Here is a 13266-nt window from a genome sequence, read left to right on the forward strand (position 1 = left end):
GGATGAGCACTACCGAGCCGACCCGCCCCCGTACCCTCGCTGAGGCGCTACGGTCGTGGGACGACGCCAGGCTCGGTGAGCTGCTGCGACGGCGGCCCGATCTGGCGCTGCCGATTCCTGCTGACACCGGACAGCTGGCAGCGCGCGCGACGAGCAACGCGTCGGCTGCGCGGGCGGTCAACCGCCTGGACGAGTTCGGTGTGGACCTGCTGGAGTCGCTGTCCGCACTACCCGAGCCGGTCGACCTGGAGTCGTTGGCGCGGGGTGTGGATCAGCCGGTGGAGGTAGTCCGGCCGCGAGTGACCGAGCTCCTGGACCTCGCACTGGTGTGGGGCACCGAGGACGACCTGCGGCCGATCCGTGCGGTACACGAGCTGCTCGGTCCGACACCTGCCGGCCTCGGTCCGATCACCACGCGGCACTTCGGTGATCTGGACAAGCTGATCGACGAGGCCGGTCCGGATGCGCGCGCTGTGCTCGACAAGCTGACCTGGGGCCCGCCGACCGGTTCTGTGGAGAAGGCCGAGCGTCCCGTGACGATCGCATCTGCCCGTACGCCGGTAGAGCGGTTGCTGGCGCGCGGCCTCGTCGTACCCAAGGATCCGAACACCGTCGTACTGCCGCGGCAGATCGGGCTGCATCTGCGCGGCGGACGTGTGCTGGCGTCGACCAGGCCCGCGCCGCCGCCGCTGGACGGCAAGAAGGTGTCGGCCGCGATTGCCGACCGGGCTGCCGCGGGCGCCGCGCTCGACCTGGTTCGGCTGGTTGACCGAGCGCTGGAGCAGCTGGGAACCGAGCCGCCGCCTGTACTGCGGACTGGTGGCATTGGTGTCCGTGAGCTGCGCAGCGTGGCCGGGAAGATCGGCGCGGAGGAGCACAACACCGCAGCGGTGCTGGAGATCGCATACGCCGCTGGACTCGTTGCAGCGGTAGAGGTTGGAACCAGCGAGCTGTGGTTGCCCACCGGCGCCTACGACGACTGGCTGGAGCTGGACCTCGCGCATCGGTGGGCCCAGCTCGTCATTGCCTGGTTCTCCGGGCTCAGAGCGATCGGACTGATCGGACGGCGGGACAGTGGCGCTGGCACGGCGGCTGCGCGAGAGCGGCTGATCAACGCACTGGCTCCGGACCTGGAGCGATTGCTAGCGCCGGAGATCCGCGTGCTGGCGTTGCAGGCGCTAGCCGGAGCTGGTGCGGGCACTGCGCCTGCTCCGGAGACTGTGGTGACGTGGGTCGCGTGGCATCGCCCTCGGCGTGGCGGGCAGTTCCGCGACGACCTGGTCGAGTGGAGCGTGTCCGAGGCGGCCTTGCTCGGTCTGACTGGGCTGGGCGCGATGGCGAGTCATGCGCAACCGCTCTTAGGTGCTGAGCCAACTGCTGATGAGCTGGCCGAGGCGATCAGTCCGCTGATGCCGGAGCCGGTGTCGGAGGTCCTGCTGCAGGCAGACCTCACTGCGATCGCTCCTGGTCCGCTGGTCCGCGTTGTGCAGGACGAGCTGTCCGCAATGGCGGATGTCGAGTCGGATGGTGGCGCGGGCGTCTATCGGTTCAGTGAGAACTCGGTGCGGCGCGCGTTCGACCTCGGCCGTACCGCGGAGCAGCTGCACGCCTGGTTGGTCGAGCATTCGCGTACTCCGGTGCCGCAGCCCCTCAGCTACCTCATCGACGACGTGGCGCGACGCCACGGCGTACTGCGACTCGGCACGGCGTCGACGTACCTGCGGTGTGACGACGAGACCGTGCTGACCCAGCTGCTCAACTCGAACCTGCCCGGTGTCCGCTTCCGTCGGTTGGCGCCGACTGTGGTGGTGTCGCCGTCCCCGCCGGACATGGTGCTGAGCCGACTGCGCGACGCCGGGTTGGCGCCGCTCGCGGAGACGTTCGACGGGGCTTTGCATGTGACCGGTACGCCGCGACGTGGTGAGGCGCCACGCCGGCGTACCAGCAGGGACTTCAACGAGAGCGCGTTCGACCTGACCGACGACCAGGTGAAGGCCGTCATCGAGAAGGTCCGCGCCGGCGACCGCATCGCCGCCGAACGCCCCGGCGACCAGGGCCTGGTCCAACCGGCGGCCCCCGCCGAGACCATCGCCGTACTCACCAACGCCGCGGAGTCCCACAGCCGCACCTGGATCGCGTACGTCGACCACAACGGCACCTCGTCCGAACGCATCGTCGAACCGGTCCGCGTCGCCGACGGCTGGCTCACCGCCTACGACGACACCACCGACAACCCCCGCACCTACGCCCTCCACCGAATCTCCGCGGCGAGGGCGGTGGAGTAGTCAGCCCAGCCGGGTCAGCAAGTCAGCTACCGCTGCCTGCCAGGCCTCGTAGTCAGTCAGCTCGGCGTCTTGCCAGAGCTCGAGCAGCTCCGACTCCCCGGTACGAACTCGCCCGACGGCCGCCTTCGCCACGTCCTGCAGCTTGACCACCTCCGGGTGCTGCGCCACCCACGCGAGTCCTGCCTCGCTGTACGGACTAGCAGGCAACCCACGCCCCAACGCCGCCGCAACCAGCTCACCTGCAGCCAGCACCTCGGCTCCCGGACCGCTTTCCAAGTACTCGTCAGCCCCGAGGCCGGCTACATCTCGCAGCAGCTCTTCGACCTGTTCCGCCGTGCCGCCCTCGGCCAGATTCCCCACCCAGTCAGCTGCGACGTCGTTGCCGAACACTGACGCATCCCAAGCTCCCATGGCAGCGCAATTTACAGCCGCCGGTTCTTCGTTGGTGTGCTCGGGCACAATCGAGGGTCGGGGCGAGACTGAGGAGCTGCGGGTGACAGACGGTCCTTTGCTGATAGTCCTGACCGGATTGCCGTACTGCGGAAAGACGACGCTGGCTCGAGCGCTCGAACAAGAAGGCGCGACCGTGGTCGAGCTGGACCACATCAACCGCGAGCGCGGGTTCAGGATCGAAGACGGCGTACCGATGGCGGAGTGGCCGGAGACGATTCGTCAGGCGGAGGTGAGGATCGCGCAGAGTGGCGCGGAGGTTGTCGTCCTCAGCTGGGTCAATCCGAGTGAGCGCGACCGCCAACGCTGGCGAGACTTCGCGTCAGCGCGCGGGATGCGCCATCTGGTCGTGTACCTAGCCGCTGACCAGGAGCTGCTCGACGCCCGGCGTAGTGCGGCTGTTGCCGCACCGGACCGGCACATGCTGTCCGACAAGGTGCTGCAGCGCGTGCAGCGGCGGTTCCAGCCGCCGACAGACGCACTGGTTCTCGATGCCACCTGGAGCACCCGGAAACAGGCCGAGCTTGTGACCGCTGCCCTGTGAATTGACCGCTCAGGCACAATGGAAGGTCGGGGCGAGATTGAGGAGCAACGGGTGACAGACGGTCCACTGATCGTGCAGTCGGACAAGACGTTGTTGTTGGAGACCGCGCATGCGGAGGCCAACGAGTGTCGGAAGGCTATTGCGCCGTTCTCCGAGCTGGAGCGAGCGCCGGAGCATGTGCACACCTATCGGCTGACACCGCTGGGGTTGTGGAACGCGCGGGCCGCCGGGCACGACGCGGAGCAGGTGATCGACGTACTGCTGCGCTACAGCCGCTACCCGGTCCCCCACTCGCTGCTGGTCGACATCGCCGAGACACTGGACCGGTACGGGCGTCTGCGGCTGGAGAAGCACCCGCAGCACGGACTGGTGCTGGTGACGACCGACAGGCCGGTGCTGGAGGAGGTGCTGCGCAGCAACAAGGTCAAGCCGATGCTGGGCGAACGCATCGACGACGACACCGTGCTGGTGCACCCGTCGGAGCGCGGCCACCTCAAGCAAACCCTGCTGAAGCTCGGCTGGCCCGCGGAGGACCTGGCCGGATACGTCGACGGCGAGGCGCACAAGATCGGTCTCAAGCTGGACGGCTGGGAGATGCGCCCGTACCAGCAGCAGGCGGTCGACTCGTTCTGGCACGGCGGCTCCGGTGTCGTCGTACTGCCCTGTGGGGCGGGCAAGACGATCGTCGGCGCGGCCGCGATGGCGCAGGCGTCCGCGACCACGCTGATCCTCGTCACCAACACCGTGTCCGCACGGCAGTGGAAGGACGAGCTGCTCCGACGGACCAGCCTGACCGAGGAGGAGATCGGCGAGTACTCCGGTGCGCGCAAGGAGATCCGGCCGGTCACGATCGCGACGTACCAGGTGATGACGACGCGCCGGAAGGGCGTCTACACGCACCTGGAGCTGTTCGACGCCCGCGACTGGGGCCTGATCGTGTACGACGAGGTGCACCTGCTGCCCGCGCCGATCTTCCGGATGACCGCCGACCTGCAGACCCGGCGCCGGATCGGTCTGACCGCGACGCTGGTCCGCGAGGACGGCCGCGAAGGCGACGTGTTCTCGCTGATCGGCCCGAAGCGGTACGACGCTCCGTGGAAGGACATCGAGGCGCAGGGCTGGATCGCGCCGGCCGACTGCATCGAGGTCCGGGTGGATCTCGAGCAGACCGAGCGGTTCGTGTACGCGACCGCCGAGCCCGAGGACCGCTACCGCCTGGCCGCCTCCACGCCGGCGAAGTCGCGGCTGGTACGACGGATCGCCGACCACCACGCGGGTGAGCCGCTGCTCGTCATCGGTCAGTACATCGACCAGTTGGACGAGCTCGGCGAGCGCCTGGAGTGCCCGGTGATCAAGGGCGAGACGACCGTGAAGGAACGGCAGCGACTGTTCCAGGCCTTCCGGACCGGGGAGATCAACCGGCTGGTGGTCTCCAAGGTCGCGAACTTCTCCATCGACCTCCCCGAGGCGTCGGTCGCCATCCAGGTCTCCGGCACCTTCGGCTCCCGCCAGGAAGAGGCCCAGCGCCTGGGCCGGGTCCTCCGCCCCAAGGGTGACGGCCGCACCGCCCGCTTCTACTCCATCGTCGCCCGCGACACCATCGACGCCGAATTCGCCGCCCACCGCCAACGCTTCCTGGCCGAACAGGGCTACGCCTACACGATCGTGGACGCAGAGAACCTCTTTGCGTGAGGTGATGTGCAAGGTCGACAGGAGGTGTCGGGGCAGCAGTTGATCGGTCCGCTCGACACCTGCGGAACCAGGTCGGGTTGGGGAGACATCTCCTGTCGAGGTTGTACGGAGTCAGCCGGCAAGACGCCGCGCCAACGCGGCCCGGACAGTCGCGACGACCCAGGCAGGGTCTCCGAGGACCTGCTCGTACGTGAATCGGAGTACGAGCCAGCCGGCCGCCACCAACTCGTCGTACCGCTGGCAGTCAGCGGCGAAGTCACTCCGGGATCCGTGGAACTCGAAGCCCTCTGCCTCCAACGCCAACTGCGCTTTCCGGTGTCCGAGATCAACCCTGGCCCGAAACGTCCCGTGGGTCACCAGAACCTGTGGTTCGAAGCCGTCGATGCCCGCACTGATCAGAAGCGCCCGGAGCATCGACTCGAGGAAGCTGTCCGAGAGGCAGGTCGAGGCGGCGGCTGCCCTGCGCGCGTTCAGGCAGCCGTGACCACGCATCGCGGCAGTGGCAGCAACGAGCTCGTCCTGGCTGAGCCGGCCGGTGGCGAGGGCTGCGTCCGCCACGGCCAACGCCTCGGGGAACGGGAGGATACGACAACAGTCAAGGACGGTCCGCGGCAGTGAGGTGATCCGGTTCCGACGCTCCTCGGACGTGGTGTCGGCCCAGTGCAGGACGGCGGGCGGTCCCGGACGTGGGTGCCGCTTGGGCGGGACGACGACGTGAGGCTTCTGCGGTGTCACCAGTAACGGAAGCGCCAGTGCTTTAGCAGCACTCACATGCGAGAGGACTCCGTCGTACGCCAGCACGGCCACCTCGTCGGCCGGAAGGTCCGGTAGTGCATAGATCCCCAGGGCGATCCGCTGAATCTCACCCCGCTCGAGCGCTGCTTCGACGGCCCGGCGGGAAGTCGCCCCGACCAGCTCGGCCCGCGTCGTCCAACCGCCAAGACGCGCGAGGACCTCACCGACCGATTCCATCCGAGGATGGTGCCCTAGGTGGGGCGGGTGCTGCTTTGGCTTATCCACAGGGACAAGCTCGACAGGACCTAACCGGCCCGAGGGGCCAATGCAGGCTCCGCTGACTAGCAGATCCTCTTCAGTGGACGTATATGTCCTGTCGACCTTGCGCGCACTATTCGCCCAGGCGGGTGTGGATGCCGTTGAAGTGGCTCTTCATGGAGTGGGCGTAGGTGTCGGGGTCGGCCGATTCCAAGGCATTGAGAAGGTCTCGGTGCCAGGCGGCGGCGTCCGCGGGGGTGTAGCGGGCGCCGGGGAGGCGGGCGTCTACCTGGGCGAAGGTGCGCCAGAAGACGGACAGTAGGTCGATGACCAAGGCGTTGCCGAGGGGCTCGTAGAGGGCTTGGTGGAAGGCCCAGTCCTCGTCGGGGAAGTACTGGCCGTCGGTGGCCTTGGCTTCCATGCGTTGGACGATCGGCTCCAACGCGTCGTACCCGTACTGCTTGAAGTGGGCGACCACGTCGTCCGCCAGGCCGACCTCGATGGCCTGGCGGACCTCCAGGACGTTCTGTACGTCGCGGAGGTCGCCCGCCATCGACTGCGACATCCGGAAGGCCAGTCCGTCCTCGAGGGACTGCAGGTTGACCTCGCCGACGTACGTCCCGTACCCGTGCCGGATCTCGATGATGCCGACGGCCTGCAGTGCCTTCATCGCCTCGCGCAGCGGGTGCCGGCCGACGCCGAGCTGCGCCATCAGCTCCTGCTCGTTGGGCAGCGGGTCACCCGCCTTCAGCCCGCGCTCCAGGATGTACGACTTCATCGCATCCCGGATGAAGGACTGATTCCCTGCCGCACCTCGTGCCCGGCTGAGCCCACCCGTTGTCACTGCCGGCCTCCCTAGGTTAGGAATCGCTCAGTGTAATCCGGCGCGGTCGAGTAGGGGCCGGACCGCGGCGATCTCCGTGTCGTTCAAAGGAATGCAGGGGTACGCCGTGATCGGGCAGTCGATCACGCCGAGCAGATGCAGCCCTGCCTTGAACGCACCCAGCGCGGCCGAGCTCGCGCCCATCCGCTTCCGGTCCGCGACGTTGATGATGTCGAACAGCCGGAACAGCCGGTCTTGCTCCGCCCGGGCAGCCGCCGCATCCCCGGCGACAGCCGCCTTGAACAGCCGGACGTAGCCCGCCGGGTCCACGTTGCCCAGACCAGGTACGACGCCGTCCACGCCGAAGGCCAGTGCGGAGTCGACTGTCACCTCGGAGCCGGTCATGATCGCGAAGTCGTCCAACTGCGTCTCGCGACGGGAGAGCACCAACTCGCGCAACGACGTCTCCTGGCCGGACGAATCCTTCACGCCGGCGATCACTCCCTGCTCGCCAAGATCCATGACGACGGAGGCTGGGAGCTTGGTGCCGACTCGGGACGGGATGTCGTAGGCGTAGAGCGGCACGTCGCCCGCGAGACCAGCCAGCTTGACGAAGTGGCGCTCGATCTCGGCGCGGTGTGTGGCTGCGTAGAAGGGGGCTGTGGCGACCAGTGCGTCGACACCTGCCTTGAGAGCGGCGGAGACGTGTGCGGCGACCCGGTTGGTCGACGTGTCGATAACGCCGGCCAGCACCGGCACCTGTCCGGCCACCTCCGCCACGGTCGTTTCCAGCACGACCTGCCGCTGCTCGTCGGTCAGGAACGTGCCCTCACCGGAGGTGCCGAGCACGAACACCCCGTTCACACCCCCGGCCAACTGGTACTGGATCAGCCGCGCCAGCGACGCGGTGTCGACGTCGTACGACGGGGTGAGCGGAGTGACGAGCGGCGGTACGACGCCAGTCAATCGGGCGGATGCGGTCAAGGGGTCTCCCAACCTCAAAAGGCGAATGTGGCAAAGCGCAAGGTCGCGAACGAGGACGTCTCACCGGCCTCGTAGAAGATGCCGACGGACCCGTCGGCCAGCAGCACCAGATCGGAGTACCCGGCCATGCCCTCGTGCACGACCAGAGCCGGCTCCCACGACACACCGGAGTCCTCAGACACGAAGACGGTCAGCTCACGGCGGGACGTCGGGTTGACCGGTGTTGACAGCAGCAGCCGTCCGTCGGGCAGACAGACCACGCTGCCCTGGATACCCGGTGCCGTGATCTCAGGGATCCCGGCGTACGGCGCATCGAGGGTCTGGCCGCTGTCGGACGACCAGGCGTGCACGCGGGCCGGTCCGGTGCCCTGGTGGTTGCGGGCGTTGAAGTAGAGCCGTCCGTCGGGCAGCTCGGTCACAGTGGTCTCGTTGGCGTTGATCTCCGCGCCGTCGTTGCGATCGGCGAAGCCCACCGACCAGGTGACACCACCGTCGTCACTCACGATGCAGTGCCCACCGTTCAGACGGATCAGGTCGTCTACGGGCTCAGACGGCACAAAAGAGTGGTTCGCCGGTACGACGAGACGCCCCGAGCGCAGCGCGATCCCGTGACACGGTCCGGTCGCATACCAACCCCAGTCCGCCCTTTTGACCTGACCAGTGATCTCCACCGTCGGGCTCCAGGTCGCACCGTCGTCCGACGACCGCTGGACGAACACGCGCCGCCCCGACTCCGGATCGGTGCCACGAGCCAATGACATCTCGACGGCGTCCGCCCCGTTCTCCACCGTCACCAGCACAACGTCGACGGACACCGGGTCGAACAGCGGCACCGGGTTCCCGCAGGTCTTGCCGGCCTTCGCCGACACCACCTGAACCGGCAGCCACGTCTGCCCGCCGTCCAGCGAACGCCGCAGGACGATCTCGATCTCGCCCGCGTCACCGGACCCGTGCAGCCGTCCCTCGCAGAACGCCAGCACCAGCGGACCCCGCGCCACCACGGACGGGATCCGGAACGTGTGATAGCCGCTCCCGGCGGGGTCGAAGACGATTTCCATCGCGCCGACTCTTGAAGACATAGGACGTACTATGTCATGGTGTGGCCCTCCGATGGAAGTGAGGCCCAATGCCAGTCAGCAGAAGATCTTTCCTCGGCGGTGGCCTGGCCGCCGCCGCTGTCGCGGTCACCGGTACGCCGCTGCTGGCGGGGTGCGCGTCGGACAAGAAGAACACCGCGGCCGCCAACTCGGCGGTGAAACTCCCGACCTACACGAAGTACGGCGAGATCAAGCCGGACCTGCCCGGCACCGACGTGGTGCTCGACGGGTTCCTGAAGTACCCGGCGAACCCGGTGAAGGCGATTGCCGAGGCACCTGGTGACGGCAAGCCGATCACGTTCATGACCAACATCCCGGGCGCGATCCCGCCGTCGGTCGACAAGAACCAGTTCTGGCAGGAGCTGAACAAGCGGCTCGGCTCCGAACTGCAGATCAGCATGGCGTCGAACGACGAGTACAACGACAAGTTCGCCACCCGGATCGCCGGCGGCGACCTGCCGGACATCCTGAACGTCCCGCCGGGCACGCCGCAGATCCCCGGACTGCTCAAGGCCAAGGCGATGGACCTGACCGAGCATCTGTCCGGCGATGCCGTGAACAAGTACCCGTTCCTGGCGAACATCCCGAGCCTGTACTGGAAGGGCTGCGTCTTCAACGGCGCGATCTACGGCGTCCCGGTGCCGCGCGGAATGTCGCGTACGTCGCTGCCGCTGTACCGCACCGACCTGCTCGCCGCGAAGGGCATCAACGATCCGGCGCCGAAGAACTTCGAGGAGTTCTTCGACATCTGCAAGGAGATGACCGCGGCGAAGGAGAACCGCTGGGCGTGGACCCGCGTGCCCACGTCGTACATCCGGATGATGCTCGGCCTTCCGAACAACTGGAAGCAGGAGGGCGGCAAGTTCACCTCGGTGTACGAGGTCGACGGCAACGAGGACGCGCTCGAGGCGTCGCGCAAGATGGTGGCGGCCGGTGTCATCAACCCGGACACGTTCAGCGCCAAGGCCGCCGCCCGCAAGCAGTGGTTCAACGGCGGCACCGCAGCATTCGACTACGACAGCTTCGTGGCCTGGAACCAGTACTACTCCGACAACACCGCCGGCGACGCGTTCGGCGTCAACATGCTGGACGTACCGGGCTTCAGCAGTGGTGACGGCAAGGTGTGGATGGGTGCGGCGCTGAACAACGTCACCGCGTTCAACAAGTCCACCAAGCACTCCGTGGAGACGCTGCTCAAGGTGGCGAACTGGATGGCCGCACCGTTCGGCACGGAGGAGTACCTGTTCCGCAAGTACGGCGTGGCGGGCCGGCACTACACCATGCAGGGCACGGACCCGGTCCCGACCAAGACCGGTGTCGTGGAGACGGGCATCGGCCTGCAGTACATCTCCGACTCCACGCTGGCGCTCTACTGGGCCGGCAAGCCCGACGTACCGACGAACCAGCACAAGATCCAGCAGAAGATCGCGGACCGGCTCGTGTACGACGCGTCGTACGGGCTGTACTCCGACACGATGTCGAAGCAGTGGGGTCAGCTGACCGGCGTACTGACCGATCTGGAGAACCAGATCGTGCAGGGCAAGAAGCAGGTATCCGAGTGGGCGCCCGCGGTCAAGACCTTCCTGTCCTCGGGCGGTGAGAAGATCCGCGGCGAGCTGCAGGACGCTTTCACCGCGACAGGCGGGAAGTAATGCTGCAACGATCGTCGCTCCTCCGTAGATCCAAGACGGGTCCGCAGCAGCAGCTGAGCCTCGGCCGGCGGCTGCTGCGGGATCGCGTGCTGCTGCTGTTCGCACTGCCCGGCTGCGCGCTGATCATCGTGTTCCACTACGTGCCGCTGCTGGGCAACGTGATCGCGTTCAAGGACTACCAGCCGTACCTGGGCATCACCAGCAGCGACTGGTCGGGCTGGGCGAACTTCAGCGTGATCTTCAACGGCGACCCGGCGTTCCTGCGGGCGCTGAAGAACACGCTGATCCTCACCTGCCTGCAGTCGGTCTTCGTGTTCCCCGCGCCGATCCTGCTCGCGCTGCTGCTGAACTCGCTGTTCTCCGAGCGGATCAAGCGGATCGCGCAGAGCATCCTGTACCTGCCGCACTTCATGTCGTGGGTGATCGTGGTCGCGCTGTTCCAGCAGATGCTCGGCGGCAGCGGGTTGCTGAACAACTACTTGCGGTCCCACGACCTGGCCACCATCAACATCATCGGGAACTCCGAGCTGTTCCACGTGTTGCTGACGTCGCAGATCATCTGGAAGGACACCGGGTGGGCGACCATCCTCTTCCTGGCCGCGCTGTCCCAGATCGACTCGCAGCTGTACGAGGCGGCGAGTGTGGACGGCGCGAGCCGGATGAAACAGCTGTGGCACGTCACGCTGCCCGGACTGCGCGGGATCATCATCCTGCTGTTCATCCTGCGGCTCGGTGACTCGCTGACCGTCGGGTTCGAGCAGATCATCCTGCAGCAACAGGCGGTCGGGCGCGACGTCAGCGAAGTCCTGGACACGTACGTCTACAACAACGGCGTGCTCGGTGGCGCGTGGGGTGTCGCGGCCGCGGTCGGCCTGGTCAAGGGCGTCGTCGGCGTGATCCTCGTCCTCACCGCGAACAAGGTCGCCCACATCTTCGGCGAGCAGGGGGTGTACCAGCGATGAGTACCAAGATCGTCCAGGGCGTGCCGATGCCCGGCTGGCCGATGCGGATCTTCAAGGGACTCGTGCTGCTGGTCTTCTGCGCGGTCGTGATCATCCCGTTCGTCGGCGTGATCTCGACCAGCGTGGCGCCGAACAAGCAGATCAACGAGTCCGGCGGCCTGGTGCTGTTCCCGAAGTCGGTCAACTTCGCGGCGTACGAATCGCTGTTCGCCGGCGGCGTGGTGACGCAGGCACTGTTCGTCAGCATCTTCGTCACCGTCATCGGCACGGTGCTCAGTCTGACCGTGTCGTGTCTGCTCGCGTACGCGCTGGCGCGGCCCAGCTTCACCGCCGGGCGGCCGATCCTGCTGATCGTGCTGTTCAGCATGCTGTTCTCACCAGGCATCATCCCGACGTACCTGACCGTGAAGGGCGTCGGGCTGCTGGACAGCATCTGGGCCCTGATCGTGCCGACGATGATCAGCGCGTTCAACGTCGTCGTCCTGCGGGCGTTCTTCATGAACCTGCCGAACGAGATCACCGAGAGCGCCCGGATCGACGGCGCGGGTGAGCTCAAGACGTTCACGTACATCGTGCTGCCGCTGTCGAAGGCAGTGCTGTCGGTGATCGGCCTGTTCTACGCGGTGGCCTACTGGAACGCGTTCTTCTCCGCCCTGCTCTACCTCAACGACTCCAAGCTCTGGCCGTTGCAGCTGGTACTGCGGACGTACGTCATCAACGACACCCAACTGGGCAGCGCCGAGCTGGGCACCGAACTGCTCCCGCCGCAGGCCTCGATCCAGATGGCGATCCTGGTCGTGTCGATCGTGCCGATCCTGATCATCTACCCGTTCCTGCAGCGCCACTTCGCGAAGGGCGTTCTCACCGGCGCCGTCAAGGGCTGATCACAGCCCCGTCTCAAAGTGCCTTTCGGGGGTTGCCCAGGGCAACGCCAGGGTTGCGCCTGGGCAAACCCTGTGGGAACGGCAGGTACCGTCGAAAAGTATGGGGATCGAAGCGCTGGAGCGGGTGGGGCAGGGTGGGGAACAGCAGCAACGAGGAGTCCAGGTCTTCTGGAGGGTGGTACGGGAAGCAGTCCTGTTGGCCACCCTCTTCCTCGTCTACAGTGCGGGCCGGCAGATCGCGGCCCGGCATACCGGCTCCGCGCTCGACCATGCACACGAAGTGCTGTCGTTCCAGAACTGGCTGCACCTGCCGAACGAGGCCACGATCCAGCACTGGGCGCTCCAGTTCCCTCATCTGGTCCAAGGCGCCAACCTGTACTACGCGAGCGTGCATGCACCGCTGACTGCCGCCGTGCTGCTGTGGCTGAGCATCTGGCGGCCGAAGGCCTATTCGCATGTCCGGTGGACGATGGTGTCGCTCACCGGATTGGCACTGGTCGGTCACATCGCGTTCCCGCTGGCGCCGCCGCGGATGATGCCGGGCTTCGTCGACACCGGGCTGCGGTTCGGTCAGTCCGTGTACGGGCCGGACCACACCGGCGGGCCGACGAACCAGTTCGCCGCCATGCCGAGCCTGCACGTCGGCTGGGCGGCCCTGATCGCGCTGTCGATGATCCTGATCACCAGGTCGCGCTGGCGCTGGCTGTGGCTGCTGCACCCGATCGTCACGTTCAGCGTGGTCGTCGTGACCGGCAACCACTACTGGCTGGACGGCATCGTCGCACTGCTACTGCTCGCGGCCAGCCTGCCGTTCCTGCTTCGGTCCGGCCTGCACGCCGACAGGCCGCGCTCGCGTAATTCGGTACCACCGCGGAAGGTGCTCAAGTAACGTAGCTGGGC

12 protein-coding genes are annotated in these 13266 nt (G+C 66.9%); 7 read left to right on the top strand and 5 right to left on the bottom strand.

Translation table 11 applies throughout. The features are described 5' to 3' along the window. Window positions 1-2 precede the first annotated feature (2 nt). Window positions 3-2285, top strand: coding sequence for a helicase-associated domain-containing protein (locus tag EV645_RS07645; protein ID WP_130441114.1), 2283 nt, complete (start codon window positions 3-5; stop codon window positions 2283-2285). Here EV645_RS07645 and EV645_RS07650 read toward each other — a convergent pair whose 3' ends face one another. Then, a complete protein-coding gene (locus EV645_RS07650) occupies window positions 2286-2696 on the bottom strand; it encodes a DUF4259 domain-containing protein (protein ID WP_157997024.1) in 411 nt (136 codons plus the stop codon). 82 nt (window positions 2697-2778) lie between these two features. Between EV645_RS07650 and EV645_RS07655 the strand changes: the two genes are divergently transcribed. Both EV645_RS07655 and EV645_RS07660 read left to right on the top strand, forming a co-directional pair. Next, window positions 2779-3279 (top strand): P-loop nucleotide/nucleoside kinase family protein, encoded by a 501-nt coding sequence (locus tag EV645_RS07655; protein WP_157997025.1) that lies wholly within the window; start codon window positions 2779-2781, stop codon window positions 3277-3279. Window positions 3280-3297: 18 nt separating this feature from the next. Then, a complete protein-coding gene (locus tag EV645_RS07660) occupies window positions 3298-4971 on the top strand; it encodes a DNA repair helicase XPB (protein ID WP_479684494.1) in 1674 nt (557 codons plus the stop codon). A 111-nt stretch (window positions 4972-5082) separates the two neighbouring features. On the opposite strand, the gene EV645_RS07665 is transcribed toward EV645_RS07660, so the two are convergent. From EV645_RS07665 to EV645_RS07680, 4 genes are all read right to left on the bottom strand, one after another. Further along, window positions 5083-5943: a DUF559 domain-containing protein gene (locus EV645_RS07665; RefSeq protein ID WP_130441122.1), complete on the bottom strand. Its 861-nt coding sequence runs from the start codon at window positions 5941-5943 to the stop codon at window positions 5083-5085. 154 nt (window positions 5944-6097) lie between these two features. Next, window positions 6098-6808, bottom strand: coding sequence for a FadR/GntR family transcriptional regulator (locus EV645_RS07670; RefSeq protein WP_277876988.1), 711 nt, complete (start codon window positions 6806-6808; stop codon window positions 6098-6100). A gap of 27 nt (window positions 6809-6835) precedes the next feature. Then, on the bottom strand, window positions 6836-7771 hold the full coding sequence (locus EV645_RS07675; RefSeq protein ID WP_130441126.1) for a dihydrodipicolinate synthase family protein: 936 nt from the start codon (window positions 7769-7771) through the stop codon (window positions 6836-6838). A gap of 14 nt (window positions 7772-7785) precedes the next feature. Beyond that, on the bottom strand, window positions 7786-8850 hold the full coding sequence (locus EV645_RS07680) for a sialidase family protein (protein WP_130441128.1): 1065 nt from the start codon (window positions 8848-8850) through the stop codon (window positions 7786-7788). A gap of 47 nt (window positions 8851-8897) precedes the next feature. Between EV645_RS07680 and EV645_RS07685 the strand changes: the two genes are divergently transcribed. From EV645_RS07685 to EV645_RS07700, 4 genes are all read left to right on the top strand, one after another. Continuing rightward, complete coding sequence (locus tag EV645_RS07685) at window positions 8898-10520, top strand: extracellular solute-binding protein (protein WP_130441130.1); 1623 nt, start codon at window positions 8898-8900, stop codon at window positions 10518-10520. Next, entirely contained in the window at window positions 10520-11482 is a 963-nt protein-coding gene (locus EV645_RS07690) for an ABC transporter permease subunit (protein ID WP_130441132.1), read from the top strand. The genes EV645_RS07685 and EV645_RS07690 overlap by 1 nt, the downstream gene beginning before the upstream one ends. Beyond that, window positions 11479-12366: a carbohydrate ABC transporter permease gene (locus tag EV645_RS07695; protein ID WP_130441134.1), complete on the top strand. Its 888-nt coding sequence runs from the start codon at window positions 11479-11481 to the stop codon at window positions 12364-12366. The genes EV645_RS07690 and EV645_RS07695 overlap by 4 nt, the downstream gene beginning before the upstream one ends. Window positions 12367-12466: 100 nt before the next feature. Beyond that, window positions 12467-13255, top strand: coding sequence for a phosphatase PAP2 family protein (locus EV645_RS07700; protein ID WP_130441136.1), 789 nt, complete (start codon window positions 12467-12469; stop codon window positions 13253-13255). The last annotated feature ends 11 nt before the right edge of the window (window positions 13256-13266 follow it).

The sequence above is a fragment of the Kribbella rubisoli genome, from assembly GCF_004217145.1.
In the GTDB taxonomy this organism is placed as follows: Bacteria; Actinomycetota; Actinomycetes; order Propionibacteriales; family Kribbellaceae; genus Kribbella; species Kribbella rubisoli.